The following is a 24,092-nucleotide window of genomic DNA, read 5'->3' on the forward strand; positions in this document are numbered from 1 at the left end:
CCCCTGCGAGTGCAACGTTCACTGCTCGCGTTGTGCCTACGCGCTCTATGAAGCCAGCCCCTGAACATTCAATAAAGCAGGTCACATGGATACCCTTGAACACCTTAGTCGCGAAGCGCTTGAGTCAGAGGTAAGGCGATTGCGCGCGGCGCTTCAGAGCACCCTGGTCGACACGCAGGTCGTTGACCTCGATCGCGACATGGCGGCGCAACTGCAAGCCAGTCGGGATGCGCTCGCCCGCAGCGAGGCACGCTTCATCACCATTCTGGAAACCATCGAATCGGCATTCGCCATCGTCAAAGTCAAATTCGACGCCGACGATAAACCCGTCGACTACTACTTCGTCGAAGCCAACCCGGCATTCGAACGCCAGTGCGGGGTCAACCTGCGCGGCAAATGGGTGACAGAGTTCGCGCCCAATCTGGAAAGCTTCTGGTTCGAAACCTACGGCCACGTGGCCAAGACTGGGGAACCGGCGAACTTCGAGAACTACGCCAACACCTTTGAACGCTGGTTCGACGTGCGCGCGGTGCGTGTCGGCGATCCGGCCGACCGGCAAATTGCGATCCTGTTCAACGACGTCACTCAGCGGCGCGACGCCGAGGAGCGCTTGCGAGCCAGTGAAGCGCTGGCGCGGGAGAACGTCGAGCGTGTGCAACTGGCGCTCGCCGCCGGTGCGATCATCGGCACCTGGCACTGGGACCTGCTCACCGACCGTTTTGCCGTGGACGAAGCGTTCGCCCGGGTGTTTGACCTCGACCCGGCGCTGGGCCGCGAAGGGCTCAGCCTCGAACAAGTGATGGTCACCGTACATCCCGAAGACCAGGATGGACTGACCACCGCGATCAACGAAGCCATCGGCCGTGGTGGCGCCTACTCCCACCAGTACCGTGTGCGCCGCACAGACGGCAAATATCAGTGGATCGAGGCCAACGGGCGTGTTGAATGTGCCGATGATGGAACCCCGCTGCGCTTTCCCGGCGTGCTGATCGACGTCGAGGAACGGCGCAATGTCGAAGCGGAGCGCGACCGCGCCATCGCAGCGTTGCGTGCGCTCAACGATACGTTGGAGCAGCGCGTGTCATCGCGCACCGCAGAACTGATGCAAGCCGAAGAGAAACTGCGGCAGTCACAGAAAATGGAAGCCGTCGGCCAACTGACCGGGGGCCTGGCGCATGACTTCAACAATCTGCTGGCCGGCATTTCCGGCGCGCTGGAGTTGATGGGCGCGCGGATCAGCCAAGGCCGATTGGGTGAAGTCGATAAGTACATGGTGACCGCACAGGGCGCGGTCAAACGTGCAGCAGCCCTGACCCACCGTCTGCTGGCGTTCTCCAGACGCCAGACCCTTGATCCGCGGCCAACCGACGTCAACACGCTAATGACCGGCATGACCGAACTGATCCAGCGTACGGTCGGCCCCAGCATCGTCCTGGAAACCCGCGCCGCGTCAGGTCTCTGGCCAACGCTGGTCGATGCCAGCCAGTTGGAGAATGCCCTGCTGAACCTGTGCATCAACGCCCGCGACGCCATGCCGGACGGCGGCCGCATCACCATCGAAACGGCCAACCGTACGCTGGACTCCGAGACTGCCCGCGCGCTGGACATGCCCGAAGGCCAATACTTGTGCCTGTGCGTGACCGATACCGGCACCGGCATGACCGCGGATGTCATCGCCAAAGCCTTCGACCCGTTTTTCACCACCAAACCGCTGGGCCAGGGCACCGGGCTGGGGCTGTCGATGATTTACGGTTTCGCCAAGCAGTCCGGTGGCCAGGTGCGTGTGCATTCGCAGGTCGGCCATGGCACCGAGATGTGCATCTACCTGCCTCGTTACCATGGTGAACCGGTGCCGAACCACGATGACCGGGATACTGCTCCGTTGGCATTACCCAAGGCCGGCGAAACGATTCTGGTGGTGGACGACGAGCCTACGGTGCGCGCGTTGTTGACGGATGTACTCGGTGATCTGGGCTACACCTTGATAGAGGCCGCTGACAGTGTGGTCGGGCTGAAGATGTTGCGCTCGGACATTCACATCGACTTGCTGATCACCGACGTCGGCTTGCCGGGTGGCATGAACGGTCGACAACTGGCCGATGCCGGCCGGGAAATCCGCCAGAATCTAAAGACCCTGTTCATTACCGGGTACGCAGAAAACGCGGTGATTGGCGCCGGTCAGTTGGGCCCGGACATGCAGGTGCTGACCAAGCCGTTTGCCGTCGACACGCTGGTGGCGCGGGTCAGTGACCTGATGGCGATGAAATCCGAATGAGCGACCGTTGCGACGCTATAACCCCAGACAGAGTGGCTGCGGCCAAGGAGTGATAAATGGTGACTTTTCTGATTTTTCTGATCGCGTGCGGCGCTGCAGCAACTACCGGGGTGATTTTCAAACCCGGTCAATGGTACGAAGGGCTCAATAAACCCGGATTCACCCCACCCAACTGGGCGTTTCCGGTGGCCTGGACAATAATCTATCTATTGCTGGCCTGGGCCGGCTATCGCTTGAGCCTGATTCCTGGCAGTCAGACAGTACTGGCGCTGTGGGCGGCGCAGATTGCCTTGAACACGTTGTGGACGCCGGTTTTCTTCGGCGCGCATCAGGTGGCAGCTGCCATGGTGATTCTGCTGCTGTTATGGCTGGTGGTCGCGGTGATGGTGTTTATGGCGTTGCGCCTGGATTTGATCACCGGGTTGATCCTGTTTCCGTATCTGGCCTGGCTGTGTGTGGCGGCGGCGTTGAATTTCTCGATTCTGCGCAATAATCGTGGTTGATGGCGACAGCTGTCATAACTCCCATTTTTTCTGACAAAAAGGCTTATTTGCAGGCATTCAAAATATCTTTCCAGGCCCTTGAAAGCACAGGTCCCCGCTCAGGACGGGGATTTCGCAATGAACAACAGTTCATTACTGAATTAGTGATTTAACTAGGTAGTTACCTATCTATATAATGCACGCCTCATTTCAACGGGACATTCAACGTGAAGCAGAGTCAACGCCTCTCGGGCATATCAAAATTCATTCTGGTCGGGCTGGGGGTGATCATCGCCCTGCTCGGCCTGGCACTTGCGGCTGGCGGAGTGAAGCTGGTCAGCCTGGGAGGGTCGTGGTACTTCCTCGTGGGTGGTCTGGTGATGGCCGTTTCCGGTCTGCTGATCGCTCGCTACAAGACTGCCGGCGCCTGGCTGTTCGCGGCATTTCTGGTGGGGACAGCGATCTGGGCGGTGAGCGATGCCGGGCTGGTGTTCTGGCCAGTATTCTCGCGTCTGTTCATGTTCAGCGCCGTGGGTCTGGCGGTGACGCTGGTCTACCCGCTGCTCAAACGTGCCAACGGTGGTGTTCCGGGTCGTGGCGCTTACGGCGTTGCCGCTGTCCTGGCCGTGGGACTGGCGGTGGCTGCCGGCAACATGTTCGTTGCGCACCCGACCGTCGCTGCCACCGGCACTGGCCCGGGCCTGACCCCGGTTGAGCCAGACAAGGCGCAAAAAGACTGGGCGCACTACGGCAATACCGAAGGCGGCAGCCGTTTTGCTGCGCTGGACCAGATCAACCGCAACAACGTCGACAAGCTGAAAGTGGCGTGGACCTACCACACCGGTGACGTCGCCGAGAGCGATGGCAACGGTGCCGAAGACCAGCTCACCCCGTTGCAGATCGGCAACAAGGTGTTCATCTGCACCCCGCACAACAACCTGATCGCGCTGGATGCCGACACCGGCAAAGAGCTGTGGAAGAACGCGATCAACGCCAAATCCAAAGTCTGGCAGCGTTGCCGTGGCATGGCTTATTTCGATGCGACCAAGAGCATCGCTCAGCCAAGCAACTCGAGCATCATCGAAGCCAAGCCTGCGCCGGCTGCCAATTGCCAGCGCCGTCTGCTGACCAACACCATCGATGCCCGCCTGATCGCGGTCGATGCCGACACTGGCGAGTTCTGCCAGGGTTTCGGCAACAACGGCCAGGTCGATCTGAAGGCCGGTCTCGGCGATGTGCCGGACAGCTACTACCAGCTCTCCTCCGCTCCGTTGATGGCCGGCACTACCGTGGTGGTGGGCGGCCGTGTAGCCGACAACGTACAGACCGACATGCCGGGCGGCGTGATCCGTGGTTTTGACGTGATCACTGGCGCCATGCGCTGGGCCTTCGACCCGGGCAACCCGCAGGATAAAAAGGCCCCGGCCGAAGGCAGCACCTATGTGCGCAGCACGCCGAACAGCTGGGCGCCGATGTCCTACGATCCGGCGACCAACACCGTGTTCCTGCCGATGGGCAGCTCGTCCACCGACATCTATGGTGTCGAGCGCAGCAAACTCGATCACACCTACGGCGCCTCGATCCTCGCGCTGGACGCCACCACCGGTGATGAACGCTGGGTGTTCCAGACCGTGCACAACGATCTCTGGGACTTCGACCTGCCGATGCAGCCGAGCCTGATCGACTTCACCAAGGACGGCAAAACCGTTCCGGCGCTGGTCATCGGCACCAAGGCCGGGCAGATCTACGTGCTTGACCGTGCCACCGGCAAGCCGTTGACCGACGTTAAAGAAGTACCGGTCAAAGCCGCCAACATCCCGAACGAGCCGTACTCGCCAACCCAGCCAAAATCGGTGGGCATGCCGCAGATCGGTGCCCAGCACCTGACTGAATCGGACATGTGGGGCGCTACCCCGTACGACCAGTTGCTGTGCCGCATCGACTTCAAATCCATGCGTTACGACGGTCTGTACACCGCGCCGGGTACCGACAAATCGCTGAGCTTCCCGGGTTCGCTGGGTGGCATGAACTGGGGCAGCATCTCCACTGACCCGGTGCACGGTTTCATCTTCGTCAACGACATGCGCCTGGGTCTGTGGATTCAGATGATCCCGTCGCAGAACAAGGCGCAGGCCTCCTCTGGTGGCGAGGCGTTGAACACCGGCATGGGCGCGGTACCGCTCAAAGGCACGCCATACGCGGTGAACAAAAACCGCTTCCTGTCGGTGGCCGGCATTCCTTGCCAGGCTCCACCGTTCGGCACGCTGACCGCCATTGACATGAAGACACAGAAAGTCGCCTGGCAGGTTCCGGTCGGCACCGTTGAAGACACCGGTCCCCTGGGCATCCGCATGCACCTGCCGATCAAGATCGGTCTGCCGACCCTCGGCGGCACCCTGTCGACGCAAGGTGGCCTGATCTTTATCGCCGGCACCCAGGACTTCTACCTGCGCGCCTTCAACAGCGCCAATGGCGAAGAAATCTGGAAAGCGCGTCTGCCGGTGGGCAGTCAGGGCGGCCCGATGACCTACGTTTCGCCGAAAACCGGCAAGCAGTACATCGTCGTCACCGCCGGTGGTGCACGTCAGTCGACCGATCGCGGCGACTACGTGATGGCCTACGCCTTGCCGTAAGCCGCAGCGCCCGTGCTGAACACGGGCGCTTTCTTTTTGCGCGCGGCACCTGAGGGTGCCGCGCCGCTTTCCGATAGCGCTACAGATTTGAGCAGGAAGATCTCCATGTTTGGTTTTACTCGTAACGGCTGGGTCAACGGCGTGCTGTTGGGCCTGACCTGCACCACCCTGCCCGCCTTCGCCGATACCGATTCGAACCTGTTGACCCGCAACACCCTGACCGGCGATTGGGGCGGTCTGCGGCATCAGATGGACGAAGACGGGATCAAATTCACCGGCGATTACACCGGGGAAATGGCTTACAACGCCGATGGCGGCTTGCACCGCTCCGGCCGTTACTCGCAGAACATCAAGCTCGGCGCGCAGTTCGACCTGAGCAAGTTGTATGGCGTTGAGAACGCCGGCAAGGTCCAACTGACCATCAACGACCGCCGCGGCAATAGCGCCTCGGAAGACCTGGTCGGCAACCGTCTGCCGATCCAGGAAAACTACGGCGGCCTTTATACTCGCCTGACCGAACTCAGCTACGAGCGCAGCCTGTTCACCCCGGCGCTCAACGTGAAGCTCGGTTACATGGCCATGGGCAACGACCTCGGCGGCCTCGACAGCGGCATTCTGTGCAACTTCATGAACGCTGGTTTCTGCGGCCATCCGCTGAACATGTCCGGCGGCAGCGGCTGGACCAACTACCCCAACGCGCACTTGGGTGTGCGGGTGAAATACGACTTGTCGTCCTCGTGGCAGTTGCGCGTGGCGGCATTCAATGTCGATCCCGAGAGCAACGGCAACTCCAGCCGCGCCTGGCATCTGGGCCCAAAACACACCACCGGCACCGTGGTGCCGATCGAGTTGGTGTACAAGCACGCGGGTGAATTGCCCGGTGAGTACAAGGTTGGTTACTACTACGACAGCTCCAATGTAAAACGCATCGGCAGCGACAAAGAAGTGTCCGGTCGTGGCGGGCATTACCTGCTGATCGATCAAGCCGTTTGGAGTTCGCCAACGTCCGAGGGGCGCAGTCTGCACGCCTTCGGCCAATACTCGGCGGCCAGCGAAGCGGCTTCGCCATTCAGCAAGTGGTACGGCACGGGTCTGGTGTTGTACAAACCGTTCGAAGGTCGGCCGCGTGACACCGTCGCTCTTGGCTACGGCCGCGCTGTGCCTAACCCCCGCAGCCGCGACGTGCAACAGGACGCCGCCATGGCCAACGGCACGCAGTTCCCGAACCTGGACAGTGGCGAGCAGTTGATCGAACTCGGCTACGGCTATCAGGCCACGCCGTGGCTGACGCTGCGCCCGAACATGCAATACATCATCGAACCGGGCGCGTTTTCCGGGCAGAACATCGACAATGCGTTGGTGTTTGGCTTGCAGGTTAAAGCCTCACTTTGAGCCTTCTGGCGAAACTTCAGGCAATAAAAAGCCCGGCGTGACTGCCGGGTTTTTTATGGCCCGCAAATTGTCGTAACCAAGTTGCTCGGTCAACACCGAACCTTTACCCCCGAACCAGCGTCCGAGCTAAGGCGTTAACGCTTACCGCTCGCCGCGAGGTTCCCGTTTGAAAGCTGCCATCGTCAAAAAATACCGTCTGATCATCAAGACCATGGGCTATGTGGGCTGGTCGCTGTTCTGGCTGTTGCTCTGGGACATCGCCGTCACCGTCGATTTCATGTTGTTCCTCAACGCCAAGATCAACCTGCCGCTGATGCCACTGACATTGCTCGGTTCGGCGCTGGTGGTGCTGATCAGTTTCCGCAACAGCAGCGCCTACAACCGTTGGTGGGAAGCGCGAACGCTGTGGGGCATGATGATCAACAACTCCCGCAGCTTCGCCCGGCAGGTGCTGACGCTGCTGGATGACCCCAATAACGAAGTGAATCCGCTGAAAGCGACGCTGTTGCGCCGCCATGTGGCGTACGTCAATTGCCTAGCAGCGCACTTGCGCGGTCAGCCTTGCCCGGAGGAAGTCCGCGCGTTCATCCCGGCAGATGAATTCGCCCGCAGCGGCACCACCAACAACTTTGCCAACGACATCCTTACCGGTTCGGCATCCCTGCTAGCCCGGGAATACAAGGCCGGGCGCCTGGACAGCATTCGTCTGGCACGGCTGGAATCGACGATGGTCGAGCTGTCCAACAGCCAGGGCGGAATGGAACGGATCGCGAATACTCCGCTGCCCTACCCTTACGTTTACTTCCCGCGCCTGTTTATCTCGCTGTTCTGCCTGATTGTGCCAGTAGGGCTAGTCGAGTCACTGGGCTGGTTCACCCCGCTCGCCTCGACCGTGGTGGGCTTCATGCTGCTGGCCATCGAACGCATCGGCACCGATCTGCAGAGCCCGTTTCGCCACAGCGAGCACCAGATCCAGATGGAAGCCCTGTGCGAAACCATCGAGAAAAACCTGCAGTCGATGCAGCGTGATTCGTTGGGGGATGCGCGCAGGGTTGAACAAACGGCTTGAAGACAAGCTTGGAGGGAAGCTAGGGCATAGAGCCCTAGCGAGTTGCAGCGATCACTTTTTCTTTTTCGCCGGCTTGTCTGCCTTTTTGGAATCCTTGGCCTTTTCCGGCTTGCTATCGGCTTTTTTTGCAGACTTCTTCGGTTCGGCGTCTTTCTTCTTGTCTTTCTTGTCGGAAGACTTTGAAAGCGCCGAAGCTGCAGCTGACTTCTTGTCCGGCGAGGACTTTTTGTCTTTCAAATCCTTGCTGGCTTTCGAAGCGTCATCTTTGCTTTTCTTCTCGTCTTTAGCCACGTTTGACCACCTCTCGGAATATGCCGGTATTGGCACAGCGCCTGTGCAATTGATCACAGGTTGATCATTAGGCGTACGCGTTCGGACGGGGTTCAGATTATTTGGAGGCGTTGATCGGTTGAGTCCAGAGCGGCAAGCGTTGGTTCTTGAACGGCAGCTATTGGTCAGAAGCTGACATTCTCACAGTAACTTGATAGACATCCTTGAGGCCTGAGAGGCTCTCTGAAATTGGGGACGACTCAATGCAACTCCACCCTAGGGCCGCGCTGTACTCGTCCTCTTAACTACCTGCCCAGAAGTCTGCTTGAGGTAAGGACTAAATAGTATTGCTGCCCTCAACGAATGTGCCGCCGACATGCAACTGCTCAAGTATTTTGAGAGCCAAGAGGCCATAGACCACTTCAGGCTTGGTGTCATTTCGGACGTACCGGATGTGGGTAACGACATGTGAGGTGCCAAAGCGTCGATTCGCCTCCGATGTTCCTTCGAGTACGCTTGCAACGATATCAGCCTCAACTAATGGTTCGTGATTACATGCCCCCTGCGGCGGGAGACACTCACAGATCGGCTCATGCTGCTCACCAACTCCTATGCGCAGTTGCAGGAGATTATGCCGAGGCCCAGTAATACGTGAAGCGGCAAGGTACTCTCCGTGGCGGACGAAATGCATGTGATGTGGCTCTACTGTTTGGTTAAAGGGTGCACTCTAGCCCATCTTGGAGACCAATCATGCCCGTCGAGTGGAGCAGCTTGTTGGCATTAGTGGCAACCACTCTGAAGGAATGCCCGTCGTTCTTTCACAGTACTGAATCGGTCCTTCTTCCGTAGACGCTTTCAAAGGACCGCTTCTGGCCGTTTTCTGCCCTCCACGAACGGCACAGATCGGCCAGAAGCGGTCATCCTGCACCGTTAGGTGTCGACCCATTGCGGCCATTCGTAGGAGCCACCACAATCGGAGGACTGTTGGTGGTGAGGTGACACATAGTGAGGATTGAAGTATCAGAGGAAGCCAACTGGAAGCTTTTCGAGGACTTGGCCCGGGTTATTGAGCAAGGGCTGGGCGGTTGCTGGAAAGAGAGGCTTGATGGTCCGGACCAACGCTATTGGGATCTGTTGGTGGATGAACACACGCTTACCCTGCACCTTGAACACTATTTAGGCATTTCAGTGGACATTCCCGATAGCGCAGATGACATTGCTCGAAGAGTATGTGCGTTGCTCAAGCAGCCTCCTTACGGGTAAGCCCGCTCTAACAAAGATCCCAACTGATCTAGAAGGCAGGTGTGGGTCGATTTCTGTCTATAACCACCGTCAGCTTTTGGCCGAAAGTAGCCTGTGGTGAACGGCCTCTATATTTTTTAGATAAACGCAGTCTCGATAAACGCTTCCAGCGCCTTTTCTTCGAGTATCTCGATAGAGAAGTGCCCGAAGCGCTTTGGTAACCAGAGAATGCGTGCGCCGGCCGGGGATTGCAGATTCGCGCGAGCCAATGGCTCTCCATTTTCGTCTTGAGGCTGAACACCAGCGTCCATCAACTCGTCATAGGCTTTTTCGATATCCTTCGTTGAGTAGCAGTGGCGGTAAATCATACCTTCACCCGAAGAATCCAAAAGCTCCTTCAGATTGCCCGCCAACGGTTGCACCAGCATGAAACGCTCTTGACCGATCAGTGCAATCGCGTAGTGGACATGCAGACCACCCCGCTCCCAGACAAGCGTTTTGGAAATCCTGGCGTTTAGTATGTGTGCGTAGTAAGCACAGGCTTCCTCAAGATTCTTGACCAGTACATCTACGTGACTGAACTTCAGATCCATTGCATAGCTCCTGTCCAAAATCGCCCATCGATAGTCAGCCATCAGCTATCAGCCATCGGACGCTAAAACTAGCGCCCTAATGTCGAGATATTCGAACCGATCTTTTTCCCCATGCTGATGCGCGGTTCGGTCGAATAGCCGAGAGATTCGTAGATACGTTCGGCCACACGCAAAACCGATCTACTGTGCAGAACAGGTGGAGAAGAGTTTGCATTGATCTGCCCGGATACCGAACTGAACGATACAAGGCTGCTGGCAGAAAAGCTTCGAGCACTGATAAGCACTGTGCCCTTTGATGATGTTGGACAGGTGACTTGTAGCTTCGGCGTTGCGACATGGATTCCAGCAGAATCGTTTGACGCCTTCATTCAGCGTGCCGATACCGCGATGTACAGCGCTAAACAAAGCGGCAGAGATCAGGTTCAACTTGCCGCTGTTTAGCAGCCGCATTCCGCCTTCAGATCATCTCCCCCCCACTGTCCAACTCGCCTCCCTGAGATTGCTGGAGGAATGCTCGCGAGCCGCGAAGATTGCCTGAGCCTTCTGTGACCGATAGGTCTCCAATACGACCTCATGGTATTCGCATGTCGATATCAGACACGATCATGGCGCAATCAGCCTACTGAATCGGCGGCAAGGCCGGCTAAGGTGCCGTGTCTTCGTATCAAAACAGCCCTGCTCGGATCATGGGGTTGATGAGAACTGCGGCGGTTGAACGGGCTTCTTTCGGGAGTTTCAGCAGGCAACGATGGTGATCGATCGTGTGCCCGGTCAACTTGCTTGAATGTCGATCAGCAGAGAATAAAAATACCGATGATCAGCCCGAACTCCATGGATTCGAGTAGCCAATTGGCGCAGGGCTTCAAGCCTCGTCACGTCACAATGCTGTCCATCGCCGGGATTATCGGCGCCGGTTTGTTCGTAGGTTCAGGACACGCCATTGCCGCTGCAGGGCCGGCGGTGCTTCTCGCTTATCTGTTTTCGGGTTTGCTCGTCGTGCTGGTCATGCGCATGCTCGGCGAGATGGCTGTGGCCAATCCGGACACCGGTTCGTTCTCCACCTACGCCGACCAGGCCATCGGCCGCTGGGCCGGTTTTACCATCGGTTGGTTGTACTGGTGGTTCTGGGTGCTGGTGATTCCCATCGAAGCATTGGCGGCCGGGCATGTGCTGAACCAATGGTTTCCGCAGGTCGATGCCTGGCTGTTCGCGTTGGGATCGATCATTGCGCTGGTGGTGACCAACCTGTTCAGTGTGTCCAAGTATGGTGAATTCGAGTTCTGGTTCGCCATGGCCAAGGTCGTGGCGATCATCGGGTTCATCGGTGTCGGTTTTGCGGTGTTGATGGGCTGGGTGCCCGACCGCGAAGTCAGCGGCTTGAGCGGCTTGATGGCCGAGCACGGCGGATTTGCACCCAACGGCTTGTCCGCGGTGGTCGGTGCTTTCATCACGATCATGTTCAGCTTCATCGGTACAGAAGCGGTGACCATCGCAGCCGCCGAATCGAATAACCCGGCGCAGAACATCGCCAAGGCCACCCGCTCGGTGATCTGGCGCATTGGCGTGTTCTACCTGCTGTCGATCTTCGTGGTCATCTCCGTGGTGCCCTGGAATGATCCGTTGCTGGCCTCGGTGGGCTCGTATCAGCGCGCCCTGGAAATCATGAATATTCCAAACGCCAAGTTCATGGTCGACGTCGTCGTCCTGATCGCCGTAGCCAGTTGCATGAACTCCTCGATCTACATTGCCTCGCGCATGTTGTTCTCGCTGGGTCGCCGGGGCGATGCACCAAAAGCGCTGAAGGCGACTTCCGCGGCCGGTGTGCCACGGGCAGCCGTCATCGCCAGCACCGTGCTGGGTGCGTCGATCACCGTGTGGAGCTACTTCATGCCCGCCGGGCTGTTCGAGTTCCTGCTGGCCAGTTCCGGGGCGATTGCCTTGCTGGTGTACCTGGCGATTGCAGTGTCGCAGCTGCGCATGCGGCGGATATTGCAACAGCGCAAGGTCGAGCTGACCTTTCGCATGTGGCTGTTCCCATGGCTGACGTGGCTGGTGATCGGCTTCATCTGCGCGGCGCTGGCGGTCATGATGATCACCCCGCAGCACTGCACCGAAGTCACCACGACCATTGGCCTGGCGCTGGCAATCTCGTTTATCGGCCTGATGACGTCCCGTCACCCTGCCCCGGCGGCACGGGCAAGGTCTGTGGGTCAGGCCTGATCCAACGTCTCGATCACACCTTTGTCCTCACCCAGGAAGCCACCGCTCTGATGCGCCCACAGCCGCGCATAAACACCATTCTTCTCCAGCAATTCGGAATGGGTGCCCTGCTCGATGATGCGCCCGTCATCCATGACAATCAGCCGATCCATCGCCGCAATCGTCGACAGTCGATGGGCTATCGCAATCACGGTCTTGCCCTGCATCATTTCATCGAGGCTTTCCTGAATCGCCACTTCGACTTCCGAGTCCAGCGCACTGGTGGCTTCGTCGAGTAGCAGGATCGGCGCGTTCTTCAGCATCACTCGGGCAATCGCCACACGTTGGCGCTGGCCGCCAGACAGTTTGATCCCGCGCTCGCCCACCAAGGTGTCGTAACCGCTGTGTCCTTGCCGATCGCTCAACTGGCTGATGAACTCATCAGCCTGAGCGTTGGCAGCGGCGCGGCGGATCTGTGCGTCGGTGGCATCGGGGCGGCCGTAGGCGATGTTGTCGCGAATCGAACGGTGCAGCAGCGAAGTGTCCTGGGTGACCATGCCGATCGCACTGCGCAAACTGTCTTGGGTCACGTGTGCAATGTTCTGGCCGTCGATACGGATCTCGCCGCTGTCGACGTCATAGAAACGCAGCAGCAGGTTGATCAGCGTCGACTTGCCGGCGCCGGAGCGCCCTACCAAACCGATTTTTTCGCCGGGGCGAATACTCAGGCTCAGGCCATCGAGCACCTGACGTTCGCCGCCGTAGTTGAACTTCACCTTGTCGAACGTCACCGCGCCGCCGGAGGTCACCAGCACGCCGGCATTCGGCGCATCCTGCACCTTGGTGCCTTGAGTCAGCGTGGCCATGCCGTCCTGGACGGTGCCGATGCTTTCGAACAGCGAGGTCATTTGCCACATGATCCAGTTCGACATGCCATTGATCCGCAACGCCATGGCAGTGATCGCCGCCACCGCACCGGCGCCGACATCGCCCTGGTGCCACAGCCACAGGGCATAGCCTCCGGCGGACATGATCAACCCGACCACCAGGGCCTGGTTGACGATCTCGAACAGGCTGACCAGACGCATCTGGCGAAAACCGGTCTGCTTGAAATCCTCCATCGCCGCCCGCGCGAAGTGCGCTTCGCGATTGGAATGGGAGAACAGCTTGACCGTGGTGATGTTGGTGTACGCGTCGGCGATACGCCCGGTCATCATCGACCGCGCATTGGCCTGCTCCTGTCCGACCTTGCCCAGGCGCGGCACGAAGTACCACATGGCCAGGCCAAACAGCACGACCCAAGCGAGAAACGGCAGCATCAGTTTCAGCGCAAAGCCGCCGGCCAGGGCGATGATCGCGATGAAGTACACACCGATCCCGGGCAAGATCTCGATCATGGTGAACAGCACGTCGCGTACGGCGAGCGCCGTCTGCATCACCTTGGTCGTGACCCGACCGGAAAACTCATCGGAGAAAAACGAAAGGCTTTGCCGCAGCATCAGCCGGTGGAAATCCCAGCGCAGGCGCAATGGCAGGTTAATCGCCAGGATCTGATGCTGAACCATGGTGCGCAACGCCACCAGCCCGACACTGAGCACCATGACGATGCCCATGCCCCACAGCACGCGGCTCTCCTGCACAGCCGCTTCGCCGCCAGCCTGCCACGTCGAAAGCAGGTCCACGACCTGACCGAGGAACGAAAACAGCCACGCTTCGTAAATCGACACGGCGGCGCTGAGCAGCGCCAGCGCCAGGATGTAGCCGCGTGCGCCCCGGGTGCAGGCCCAGAGGAATTTAGCCAGACCGTTGGGCGGCGGTGGCACCTCGTCAGGCGGGAAAGGGTCGAGTCTTCGTTCAAACACACGAAGCATGGTGTTCTCCAAAACAGTCAAGTCAGGGAGATTCTGCCACCGATTGGATCCCGGGAGGTCTTTGTGAAAAAGTGTGTGCTCCTGACCTGGCGAGTACCTGCCGTATCTACCAAACCGCGATATGCGAATCCGCCCTCGGCTCAGTCCCCCCACACAACACACCCGTCACCGGATCACGCAGAATGATCTGCCCTCGTCCGTAATCCGTCAGATCACTGGCGATCTGCACCTCATGCCCGCGACGCGCCAACGCATTGGCCAGATCCCTTGAAGCGCCCTGTTCGATGCCGACCTTCATCCCGCCAAGCCACTGCCAGCGCGGCGCGTCCAGTGCCGATTGCGGGTTCAAGCCGAAATCCACCAGGTTCATGACCATCTGCACATGGCCCTGCGGCTGCATGTAGCCGCCCATCACGCCGAACGGCCCAAGCGCCTGGCCATCCTTGGTGAGGAAGCCGGGAATGATCGTGTGGAAGGTCTTTTTGCCCGGAGCCAACGCGTTGGCATGCTCGGGATCAAGGCTGAATTCCTGCCCACGGTTTTGCAGGGCGATGCCGCTATCCGGCAGCACTACGCCTGAGCCGAAGCCGTGATAATTGCTCTGGATGAACGAGACCATATTGCCCTGCCCGTCCGCCGTGGCCAGGTACACCGTGCCGCTGGCGTGAGGATCGCCCGGCTTCGGCGGCTGCGCCTGTTCGCCGATCTGAGCGCGGCGGCGGGCGCTGTACTCGTCGCTCAGCAGATCATCCACGGCCACGCGCATGTGCAGCGGATCCGTGATGTAGTGCAGACCATCGCTGTAGGCCAGTTTCATTGCCTCCAGTTGCCGGTGCCAGGTCTGCTGGCTGTCACGGTGATCGAAGTCGAAGCCCTCGAGAATCTTCAGCGCCATCAAGGCGACCAGACCCTGCCCGCTCGGCGGGATTTCCCAGACATCCACGCCACGGTAATTGACGTGAATCGGCTCCACCCATTGCGCGCGGTAATGCTCCAGATCCGTGGCGCGCAGATAGCCGCCGGTAGCTCGTGAATGCGCATCCAGGCGTTGCGCCAACGCGCCGCGATACAAACTTTCGCAACGGGTAGCCGCCAATTCTTCAAGGGTTCGCGCCTGAGCCGGGTTACGGAAAATCTCGCCGGCCTTGGGCGCGCGACCGTCAATCAGGAACGTATCGAACCAGGCCTGTAGCACTTGATCGCGATGGGGAGTGAACTCATCCAGCGCGATCTGCCACTGATGGGCAACCACCGGCGACAGCGGAAAACCGTCTCTGGCCAGACTGATCGCCGGTTGCAGCAGATCGGCGAACGGCAACACGCCAAAGCGTTGCGACAACTCGGCCCAGGCCGATGGACATCCCGGTACCGTCACCGGCGTCCAGCCATACAACGGCATTTGCTCATGGCCGGCCGCTTTGACCGCTTCGATACTTAACGACGCCGGGACATGGCCGTTGGCATTGAGGCCATGCAACTGATCCTTGAACCAGACCAGCGCAAACGCGTCACCGCCCAGGCCACAGCCCGTAGGCTCGACCACGGTCAGGGCCGCCGCCGTGGCGATGGCGGCGTCGATCGCATTGCCGCCCTTTTGCAGCATTTCGATGCCGGCCTGTGCGGCCAAAGGTTGAGACGCCGCGACCATGCCACGACGGGCAAACACGCTTTGGCGTTGCGACGGATAGGGATATTCGTGAGCAGAAAATTTCAACATGGCAGAGGCTCTTCAAATCAGCAATTCATTGGCCGGACTTGATCCGGTTCCATTCGCGGGTGATCAGGCGCTGGATGTTTTCCGGCAGTCTTCTCGAAGATCTGCAACGTGTCGGGGCTGCGGCGCCGCGAACAAGCTCGATAAACGCATCGTCGAAATCCTTGTGAAGTTCACAGCACGCGGCTGAGAAAGGCTTGGGTACGGGGATGGGTGGGGCGACTGAAAATCTGTTCCGGCGGGCCTTGTTCGATCAGTTCGCCCTGATCGAGCACCACCACCCGGTCGGCCACCTCGCGGGCAAAACCCATTTCATGGGTGACCACGACCATGGTCATGCCCTCCTCGGCCAACTCCTTCATCACTTGCAGAACCTCGCCGACAGTTTCCGGGTCGAGGGCGCTGGTGGGTTCGTCGAACAGCATCGCCTGAGGCTTCATCGCCAGCGCTCGGGCAATGGCCACCCGTTGCTGCTGACCGCCGGAAAGCATCGACGGGTAATGACTGGCCTTGTCCGCCAGCCCGACCCGTTTGAGCAGTGCCTGCGCCTGCTCCAGCGCAGCCTGGCGCGGCACACCCAACACCTGAATCGGTGCTTCGATAATGTTTTCCAGGGCGGTCATGTGCGGGAACAGATTGAAGCGCTGGAACACCATGCCGATGTCCCGGCGCTGGCGAGCGATGCTGCGTTCCGAGTCGCGCACCAGACTGCCGTCAGCCCGCGTGCGATAGCCCATGGGCCGGCCGCTGACGCGGATTTCCCCAGCCTGAATGTCTTCGAGCAGATTGATGCAGCGAATAAACGTGGTTTTTCCCGAGCCTGAAGCGCCAATCAGCACCACCACTTCGCCACGGCGTACTTGCAGCGAGATGCCCTTGAGAATCTGCAGATCGCCGAAGGACTTGTGAATGTTCAGCGCCTCGATGATCAGCTCGTCACTTTGATGCGCCATGATTAGCGTCCCCTCAGCAGTTTCAGCGTGTTGCGCCCGAACATCCGGCTGGAGGCCGGCGGCGGCGAAGAAGGTCTGTCGGACTGGCCGAAACGGTTCTCCAGCCAGCGCTGAAAGAAGCCCCACAGCGTGGTGAGCAACAGGAAATAAATCGCCACCACCAGGTACAACTCGAACACCCGAAAAGTCGCCGAGGTGACCATCTGCGTACTGAGCAACAGCTCCTGCACGCCGATCACGCTGACCAGCGTGGTGTTTTTCAGCATCACGTTGAATTCGTTGCCCAGCGGCGGCACGATCACCCGGAACGCCTGCGGCAGGACGATACGGCGCATCAATTTGGCGAAGGTCATGCCCAGCGAGCGCCCGGCCTCGTACTGGCCCTTGTCCACGGCGCCGATCCCGGCGCGGATGATCTCGGCCATGTATGCGCCTTCGTTGAGGCCCAGAGCAATGATCGCCGCCTGAATGTTGCCGGGGATCACCAGCCCGAACAGCTCAATGTCTTCGAAGCGAAAAATCCCGCCCGCCGCCAGCGCCGTGTAGAGAAAGACGATTTGCACCAGCAACGGCGTGCCGCGCATCAGCCACACATAAAAGCGCACCGGCAGATGCAGCAGAGGGTTCTTCGATAAGCGCAACAATGCGGCGGCCAGCCCCAATACACAGCCCAGCAACATCGCCAACACACTGATCAGGCAGGTCAGCCAGAGCCCTGTGAGGTACACGCCGCTGGGCTGCAACAGGTATTGCCAGAACACATCCCAATTGAAGTTCATCAACGCTTACCTCAATCGAGTGTGTCGCTGGAGACGTGCCACTTGTTCAGAAGCTGGTTGTAGCTGCCATCGCTGCGCATGTCGGTGATGATCTGCTGCACCGCAGCGCTCAGTTGCGGATCGTCCTTGCGAATGCCCAGACCGGTGAGGATCCGGCTGAAGGCTGGTACCCCTTCCTCGAACAGATCCGGGGCCATCGCGGCGTAATAACCGGCGGTTTCCACCGTGGTGCCGTAAGCGTCGACCTGACTGATGCGCAGCGCCTGAAAGGCATCGGTGTCGGTGTTGTAGACCACCAGTTTCATCGGCGGCTTGCCAGCCTCGGTCAGGCTTTCATTCTCGGTATCGAGCAAGGTCTTGATGGTCGAACCGTTGAGCACCGCGATCTTGTGCCCGCTCAGATCCGCAAGGGTTTTCAGCGCCTTCGGATTACCCTTGGGCACCACCACCGCCTGACTGGAATACATGTAGTTGACGATGTCGATCACCTCGCGGCGCTCGGGCTTGTCGAACAACTGATCGACGATCATGTCGCACTGTTTGGCGAGCAACGCCGGGAGCAATCCGGAAAACGGAATCACCCGCCAATCAACCTTCTTGTCGCCCAGACGCTTGGCGATTTCCAGGCCCAGGTCGACGGTCAGGCCTTTGGGCTTCTGCGCTTCATCGAAGGACACCAGCGGCGGCGAGTCCATGCCCGAGCAATAGGTGAGTTTGTCGACCTTGACCAGACGCTCCGGCACCGTCGGTGCGGCAAGCGCCCACTGCGAACAGAGCCCGAGGGAAATTGCAGCCAGTAACAGGCGAGACGTATGCATGACCAGACACTCCAGTTCGGTTAGTAACGGGGCAGTACTCAAAGTCAAAACATCGGCGGATTCGGGTTCCGCTCTGTGGTTATTTTTCCGATTGCAGAAACTTGATCAGCTCGGGCACCGTGCCTTCGATGTGTTCACGCACCACGGCCTCGGCCTTGTGGGCGTCGCCGGCGCGAATCGCATCAAGGATCATCTGATGTTCCTGGCGCGCACTCAGGGGCTTTTCGATGTGCTGTAACCACAGGCGCATGGGCGCTTCGATCAGCGCGTAGAGGGCGCTGATCTGCTTCAGCAGCCGTGGGCGATCGCTGAGGCTGCACAGGTACTCATGGAACTTGCGATGGCGACTGACCCACGCCGCACTCTCCTCGCGGTAGTCATCCATTTCATCGAGAAGCCGCTCCAGCGCCGTCAACTGACGCTCGCTGATCTTGGGCACGGCGATACGAATCGCCAGTCCTTCCAAGGCGCTGCGCATCTCGAAGACTTCATGCATTTGCTCGACATCCAGACCGCTGACCACCGCGCCGCGGTTGGGCCGCAGCGTCACCAGGCCCTGCGCATCGAGGCGGCGAAAGGCTTCGCGCACCGGCATGCGGCTCATGCCGATTTCACTGGCAATGTCCTCGGCAATCAACCGGTCACCCTTGCGATAACGACCGCCGCAGATGCCTTCCAACAGAAAGTTGTAGGCCTCCTCCTCGGCGGTCATCGGTTGACGCTGGTCATAGGCGGGAGCAAATTGCATGGCAGCACCTTTTGTCTTTTTGTATCCAATTATCCACGAATACAAAAAAGCACGATGCATGCCAGATTTCTCCGCACCGTGCCAAGCGCTTGATTTGAATGATTTAAGCGGAAAACGGCGATCAGCTCCTGCTACGCCGAACTTGGGACGTGCTACCCAATAGCTCATTGCGAGTCCCGGAAAGGTGCAGATTGGTAGCTGAGTAACACTCAGGCCAGCAGCACCCTTCCGGTACGTTTTTCAGCAAGTTTTTCCAGCGAATCGCATTCACTGCGTCACCACCACTTTGCCGATCATCTGCGGATGCAATACGCAAAAATACTCAAACTCCCCCGGTGTATCGAACACCCAGGAAAAGCTGTCGTTGGTATCCAGCGCCCCTGAGCGAAACACCTTGTGGGTTTCTGCCACCGTATGCGGAATCTGATCGTCATTGACCCACGTCACCTTGGTGCCGACGGCCACGGTCAAGTCCTTGGGGCCGAACATGAATTCCTTGATGTCGATCTTCACTTCCGTCGCCCACACCGGCATCGCCAGCAGCAGGCCCACCAGCGCCAACAGTTGCCTTTTCATTTGCGTGTCCTCGGTTAAACCAGTGTTGAGTCAATCAGTGCCAGCGGGTGATCGCCCTGGGTCGCACGCACGTCGGTGATCCCCAGGTAATTGCGCAGTTGATCGGCCGCTACCGTCATCGGCCCCGGCGACGGTGCGGCACCCGGTGCCGGCTGCGGATAGGCGGTGCCACGGGCGGTGTGGAAGGTGATGTTGCCTTCGACTTTCTGGATGACTTGGTGGATGTGCCCGTTCAGCACGGTCACCGAGCCGTACTTGCGCAGCATCGCGATCGCTTGATCGCCATCCTCGGTGCCCCAGCCCCACGGCTGATAAATGGTCCACAGCGGGATGTGGGTGAACACGACGATGGGCGTGCTGCTGCTGACCGCGCGCAAATCATCGGCCAGCCAGGCCAGTTGATCGGCGCCGAGGGTGGCTTCGTGACCGGCCTGGAAGTTGAAGACATTGATCAGCGCAATGAAGTGCACGCCGTGATCATCGAAGCTGTACCAGCCGTTGCCTTTGGTGCCTTTGCCGTAGCGCTCCAGGTAAAGCTTGCCGCCGCCCTCGTCGAGGGTGTCGTGTTCACCGGGCACGTAATGCACGGTGGATGGTAGGCCCTTGAGCAACTGCGCGGCGGTGTCGAATTCTTCAGGCTTGGACAGGTGCGTGATGTCGCCGGTGTGCAGAATCAGTGCGGGACGTTTGGGTAGCGCGATGACCTTGTCGATCGCCACTTGCAGGGTCTTCACCGGTTCCGGATTGGCTTCCTTGTTGAAGCCGATGTGCGAGTCGCTGATCTGCACGAAGTGAAAGGTGCTGGCCAGGGCCTTGGGATCGCTGACGTTGCCCGCCTCGTCCAGCGCGAAGGCTTTGGGAACCCCGCCGCTCAAGGCCCAGATGACCCCGGCCCCGGCCCACGCCGAGCATTTGAGCAGGGTGCGCCGGTCCGGGTTGAGCAAGCCGTCGGTGCGCAATGGGTGTTTTGCTTGAATGTCCATCGGTAGGTCCTCGCGGGCGGACTACAGTGAGGTAGCTGACACGAGGTAAACCTTGCGACGCGAGGGTTTATTCCACGTCGCAAAACAAATTGTTTTTCGGGAATAAAACCCGGCGCAGCACGGTTATAGGGGTGTGACAGTGCGGAACCCACCATGAAGCGATTTGAGGAACTGATTGCGCCGCATCTGGACGCGGCCTACAACCTTGCGCGCTGGCTGACCGGCAACGACAGCGCCGCGCGCGACGTCGTGCAGGAAAGCGCCCTGCGCGCTTTCCGGTTTTTGCAGCGTTTCGCCGATGGCAACGCCAAGGCGTGGTTTCTGACCATTGTGCGCAATGAAAGCTACACCTGGCTTAAAGCTTCGGCCGGACGGCATTGGGTCGCATTCGATGACGAGATAGAAGAAACCGAGGGCGCGTTGAGCCACAGTCAGACCCCGGAGCTGCTGGCGATTCACACTGAAAACGCCGCGCTGTTGCAACAAGCGCTGAGCGCCCTGCCGCCGGTGTTTCGCGAGGTGATTGTGCTCAAGGAACTCGAAGATCTGCCCTACAAGGACATCGCTCTGGTGGTCGATATTCCCATCGGTACCGTCATGTCCAGGCTGGCCCGGGCGCGGGCCATGCTCAAGCTCGAATTACTGAAGTTGCACGACCATGAATGAACTCGACTGCACGGTTTGCCAGACACAGCTGCACGGCTATCTGGATCAGGAACTTGATCCGGCGACAGCTGCGCAGGTGGCAGCGCACTTGAGCGCCTGCGCCGAGTGCGCGCGGCTGCATGATCAAGCGAAGTTGCTCAAGCTCAGCGTGAAGCGCCATGCGCCCTACTACCCCGCCCCCGCCTCATTGGTGGCCAGCGTGTTCGCCGCAGACAAACCCGCGCCGGGGTTCATCCAGCGCTGGCAAAAATGGCTGACCCCGGCCTTTTCCGCCACAGCGCTGGCCCTGGCGATGGTGCTGTATATCGCCACTCCCGGCAGCGAGCAACCACTGATCGACGAGGCCGTTTCCAGCCACGTTCGTTCGTTGATGGGCGAGCATCTGAACGATGTGGTGTCGTCCGATCGCCACACCGTCAAGCCCTGGTTCACCGGGAAACTCGACTTCTCACCCCCGGTGTTCGACTACACGGCGCAAGGCTTCCCTCTGCTCGGCGGGCGTCTGGATTACCTGCAACACCAGACCACCGCCGCCCTGAGCTACGGGCATGCCAAGCACATCATCAACGTGTTCATCTTGCCCACGACTGAGGCTGACACGGCAACGCAGAGCCAGACGGTTCGCGGCTTTAATGTGGTGTCATGGCAGGCCGGTCACATGCGCTTCGTCTTGGTTTCCGATGTAGAGAAAGCTGAGCTGGAGGCACTGGGGCAGTTGCTCAGGAATGGCTCCTGATCCGGGCGGCGCCGAATCAACACCACGTTTCAGAGCGCTTCACCGGTCTGCCAATAGGAACAGGCAATCCTCTCAGACAAACCGGCATACCCCTTCCCCTGCGCGCTGCCTACCATGGCCTCTCACTTATCCGTCGGAGATTGCCATGCACAGCAGCAAAACCCTGTTTATCACCGGTGTCAGCAGCGGCTTCGGCAGCGCCCTCGCGCAAGAAGCGCTCAACGCCGGTCACCGAGTGATCGGTACCGTGCGCAATGACACCGATCTGAAGTCGTTCGAGGCCCTGTCCGCGGATCGGGCACACGGGGTGTTGCTCGACGTCACCGATTTCGAACGCATCGACGGGGTGATCGCCGACGTCGAAGCCACACTGGGTCCGGTCAATGTGCTGGTGAACAACGCCGGTTACGGACATGAGGGCATTTTCGAGGAGTCACCGCTGGTGGAGATGCGGCGTCAGTTCGACGTCAACCTGTTCGGCGCGGCGGCGATGATCAAGGCGTTCGTGCCGTATTTCCGACAGCGGCGAGCCGGGCACATTCTGAATATCACCTCGATGGGCGGCACCATCACCATGCCCGGCATTGCCTATTACTGTTCGAGCAAGTTTGCCCTTGAAGGGCTCTCCGATACGCTGAGCAAGGAATTACAGCCGTTCAACATCTTTGTCACGGCGGTAGCCCCCGGTTCGTTTCGCACCGATTGGGCCGGTCGTTCGATGCAGCGCACGGCGCGTAGCATTGCCGACTATGACGTCAGCTTCGACCCCGTGCGCAAGGCCCGCGAAGAGAAAAGCGGCAAGCAGTTGGGCGATCCGCGCAAGGCTGCGCAGGCCATGCTGCAACTGATCGCCAGCGCCGCACCACCCGCACACTTGCTATTGGGCAGCGATGCGCTGAATCTGGTGCGCGATAAACTGCAACGCAGCCTCAGCGACATCGAGCAATGGGAAACCCTGACCCGCTCGACCGATGGCTGAGTCCAGGCACAGAGATCAATGCCCATGAGTCCATCCGATCCGTACACCGCGCGCATGGTGCAGTTGCTCGAACAGCTCGCGCCGTTGGAGGGCTACAACCTCAGTGCGCTGGAAGACGTGCGTTTTCTGCGCTCGAATCGACCGCTGAGCAACACTCCGGTGCTGTATGACCCGGGCATCGTGATTCTCTGTCAGGGGCGCAAGCGCGGCTATCTGGGCGATGACGTCTACGTCTATGACGCCCAGCATTATCTGGTGGTGTCGGTGCCGGTGCCGTTCACCATGGAAACCGAGGCCAGTGCGGCTGAACCGATGCTCGCGGTGTATATGCGCCTCGACCTGCCATTGGCCAGCGAGTTGATGCTGCAGGTCGACGAGGTGTTCGGGCCGAGCGACGCTCCGCCAAAGGGCATGTACGCCTCGCCGATGGATGATCCATTACGCGCCTCGACCCTGCGTTTTCTCGAAGCGATGAGCGATCCGGGCGACGCGCAGATCCTCGGGCCGGCGCTGGTTCGGGAGATCTACTACCGGATCCTGACCGGTGCCCAGGGCGGTTCGATGCGTGCGGCACTCCAGCAGCAAGGGCATTTCGGCAAGGTCAGCCGGGCGATCCGGCGGATTCACAGCAGCTATGAGCAACGTCTGGATGTCGAGTCCCTCGCCGAGGAAGCGGGGATGAGCGTACCGAGCTTTCATGTGCATTTTCGCAACGTCACCGACTCATCGCCGATGCAATACCTCAAGGCCACCCGCCTGCATCAGGCGCGCTTGCTGATGCTGCGTGGCGCCATGCCGGCCGCGACGGCAGCGTTCAACGTCGGTTATGAAAGCGCCTCGCAGTTCAGCCGCGAGTTCAAGCGCTTCTTCGGCCGCACGCCGCTGGCCGAGGTCGCGTGGATGAAGGCCACGTATGCCCTGCCCCCGTCCGCCACGCCCTCCCCGTATGTGTCTTCGCACTGAGCACTGATCGCTCCCGGCCATCGCACGCCCGCCGCAGTCTCAAGGCAAAATCCCCGCGCATTCACTACGCTTGGGAAATCCGCCTCGGTGCAAACCCGGCAAACACATTGAACATTGCACGTGGGCCGCTGTTCCAGATGATTCAGCTACA

The 24,092-nt window shown here is 59.7% G+C and carries 22 protein-coding genes; 12 read left to right on the forward strand and 10 right to left on the reverse strand.

Annotated elements, in window-relative coordinates; translation table 11 throughout:
* Positions 1–85: 85 nt before the first annotated feature.
* From M0814_RS16005 to M0814_RS16025, 5 genes are all read left to right on the forward strand, one after another.
* Positions 86–2,275, forward strand: coding sequence for a hybrid sensor histidine kinase/response regulator (locus M0814_RS16005; RefSeq protein WP_103483416.1), 2,190 nt, complete (start codon positions 86–88; stop codon positions 2,273–2,275).
* A 59-nt stretch (positions 2,276–2,334) separates the two neighbouring features.
* A complete protein-coding gene (locus M0814_RS16010; protein WP_103483555.1) occupies positions 2,335–2,778 on the forward strand; it encodes a TspO/MBR family protein in 444 nt (147 codons plus the stop codon).
* Between the two features lie 206 nt (positions 2,779–2,984).
* A complete protein-coding gene (locus M0814_RS16015; RefSeq protein ID WP_103483417.1) occupies positions 2,985–5,390 on the forward strand; it encodes a glucose/quinate/shikimate family membrane-bound PQQ-dependent dehydrogenase in 2,406 nt (801 codons plus the stop codon).
* 105 nt (positions 5,391–5,495) lie between these two features.
* The gene (locus M0814_RS16020; RefSeq protein WP_103483418.1) at positions 5,496–6,782 is read left to right on the forward strand and encodes a carbohydrate porin; all 1,287 of its coding nucleotides are present in this window, start codon (positions 5,496–5,498) and stop codon (positions 6,780–6,782) included.
* Positions 6,783–6,948: 166 nt separating this feature from the next.
* On the forward strand, positions 6,949–7,851 hold the full coding sequence (locus M0814_RS16025; RefSeq protein WP_103483419.1) for a bestrophin family ion channel: 903 nt from the start codon (positions 6,949–6,951) through the stop codon (positions 7,849–7,851).
* Between the two features lie 51 nt (positions 7,852–7,902).
* On the opposite strand, the gene M0814_RS16030 is transcribed toward M0814_RS16025, so the two are convergent.
* Positions 7,903–8,142 (reverse strand): hypothetical protein, encoded by a 240-nt coding sequence (locus M0814_RS16030; protein WP_103483556.1) that lies wholly within the window; start codon positions 8,140–8,142, stop codon positions 7,903–7,905.
* Positions 8,143–9,126: 984 nt separating this feature from the next.
* Between M0814_RS16030 and M0814_RS16035 the strand changes: the two genes are divergently transcribed.
* Positions 9,127–9,384 carry a hypothetical protein gene (locus tag M0814_RS16035; RefSeq protein ID WP_226499356.1) on the forward strand — a complete coding sequence of 86 codons (258 nt, stop codon included), beginning with the start codon at positions 9,127–9,129 and terminating at the stop codon, positions 9,382–9,384.
* A gap of 116 nt (positions 9,385–9,500) precedes the next feature.
* Here the strand turns inward: M0814_RS16035 and M0814_RS16040 are convergent, their stop codons facing one another.
* Complete coding sequence (locus M0814_RS16040; RefSeq protein ID WP_103483420.1) at positions 9,501–9,956, reverse strand: VOC family protein; 456 nt, start codon at positions 9,954–9,956, stop codon at positions 9,501–9,503.
* Between the two features lie 153 nt (positions 9,957–10,109).
* Here M0814_RS16040 and M0814_RS16045 point away from each other — a divergent pair, with 153 nt between their 5' ends.
* Both M0814_RS16045 and M0814_RS16050 read left to right on the forward strand, forming a co-directional pair.
* Positions 10,110–10,397 carry a GGDEF domain-containing protein gene (locus tag M0814_RS16045; protein WP_256616700.1) on the forward strand — a complete coding sequence of 96 codons (288 nt, stop codon included), beginning with the start codon at positions 10,110–10,112 and terminating at the stop codon, positions 10,395–10,397.
* A 372-nt stretch (positions 10,398–10,769) separates the two neighbouring features.
* Entirely contained in the window at positions 10,770–12,176 is a 1,407-nt protein-coding gene (locus tag M0814_RS16050; protein WP_103483421.1) for an amino acid permease, read from the forward strand.
* On the opposite strand, the gene M0814_RS16055 is transcribed toward M0814_RS16050, so the two are convergent.
* From M0814_RS16055 to M0814_RS16090, 8 genes are all read right to left on the reverse strand, one after another.
* Positions 12,167–14,026 (reverse strand): ABC transporter ATP-binding protein, encoded by a 1,860-nt coding sequence (locus tag M0814_RS16055; RefSeq protein ID WP_103483422.1) that lies wholly within the window; start codon positions 14,024–14,026, stop codon positions 12,167–12,169. The two genes, M0814_RS16050 and M0814_RS16055, sit on opposite strands and share 10 nt — an antisense overlap.
* Before the next feature lie 106 nt (positions 14,027–14,132).
* A complete protein-coding gene (locus tag M0814_RS16060; protein WP_103483423.1) occupies positions 14,133–15,743 on the reverse strand; it encodes a gamma-glutamyltransferase family protein in 1,611 nt (536 codons plus the stop codon).
* Positions 15,744–15,913: 170 nt separating this feature from the next.
* The gene (locus M0814_RS16065; protein ID WP_103483424.1) at positions 15,914–16,693 is read right to left on the reverse strand and encodes an amino acid ABC transporter ATP-binding protein; all 780 of its coding nucleotides are present in this window, start codon (positions 16,691–16,693) and stop codon (positions 15,914–15,916) included.
* A gap of 2 nt (positions 16,694–16,695) precedes the next feature.
* Positions 16,696–17,472, reverse strand: a complete 777-nt coding sequence (locus M0814_RS16070) for an amino acid ABC transporter permease (RefSeq protein ID WP_003224911.1) — start codon at positions 17,470–17,472, stop codon at positions 16,696–16,698.
* Between the two features lie 11 nt (positions 17,473–17,483).
* Positions 17,484–18,290: an ABC transporter substrate-binding protein gene (locus tag M0814_RS16075; protein ID WP_103483425.1), complete on the reverse strand. Its 807-nt coding sequence runs from the start codon at positions 18,288–18,290 to the stop codon at positions 17,484–17,486.
* A 79-nt stretch (positions 18,291–18,369) separates the two neighbouring features.
* Positions 18,370–19,038, reverse strand: a complete 669-nt coding sequence (locus M0814_RS16080) for a GntR family transcriptional regulator (RefSeq protein WP_103483426.1) — start codon at positions 19,036–19,038, stop codon at positions 18,370–18,372.
* Positions 19,039–19,305: 267 nt separating this feature from the next.
* Complete coding sequence (locus M0814_RS16085) at positions 19,306–19,614, reverse strand: plastocyanin/azurin family copper-binding protein (protein WP_103483427.1); 309 nt, start codon at positions 19,612–19,614, stop codon at positions 19,306–19,308.
* Positions 19,615–19,628: 14 nt separating this feature from the next.
* Positions 19,629–20,597, reverse strand: coding sequence for a metallophosphoesterase (locus M0814_RS16090; protein WP_103483428.1), 969 nt, complete (start codon positions 20,595–20,597; stop codon positions 19,629–19,631).
* Between the two features lie 153 nt (positions 20,598–20,750).
* On the opposite strand from M0814_RS16090, the gene M0814_RS16095 reads away from it, so the two are divergent.
* The 4 genes from M0814_RS16095 to M0814_RS16110 all read left to right on the forward strand — a co-directional run bounded on the left by M0814_RS16095 (position 20,751) and on the right by M0814_RS16110 (position 23,941).
* On the forward strand, positions 20,751–21,263 hold the full coding sequence (locus M0814_RS16095) for a sigma-70 family RNA polymerase sigma factor (protein ID WP_103483429.1): 513 nt from the start codon (positions 20,751–20,753) through the stop codon (positions 21,261–21,263).
* Positions 21,256–21,999: an anti-sigma factor gene (locus tag M0814_RS16100; RefSeq protein WP_103483430.1), complete on the forward strand. Its 744-nt coding sequence runs from the start codon at positions 21,256–21,258 to the stop codon at positions 21,997–21,999. Before M0814_RS16095 ends, M0814_RS16100 begins: the two co-directional genes overlap by 8 nt.
* 145 nt (positions 22,000–22,144) lie before the next feature.
* On the forward strand, positions 22,145–22,978 hold the full coding sequence (locus tag M0814_RS16105) for an oxidoreductase (RefSeq protein ID WP_103483431.1): 834 nt from the start codon (positions 22,145–22,147) through the stop codon (positions 22,976–22,978).
* 24 nt (positions 22,979–23,002) lie between these two features.
* Complete coding sequence (locus M0814_RS16110) at positions 23,003–23,941, forward strand: AraC family transcriptional regulator (protein ID WP_103483432.1); 939 nt, start codon at positions 23,003–23,005, stop codon at positions 23,939–23,941.
* Positions 23,942–24,092 lie beyond the last annotated feature (151 nt).

Origin of the sequence: Pseudomonas sp. MWU12-2020, from assembly GCF_023100605.1 — a bacterium.
In the GTDB taxonomy this organism is placed as follows: Bacteria; Pseudomonadota; Gammaproteobacteria; order Pseudomonadales; family Pseudomonadaceae; genus Aquipseudomonas; species Aquipseudomonas fluorescens_H.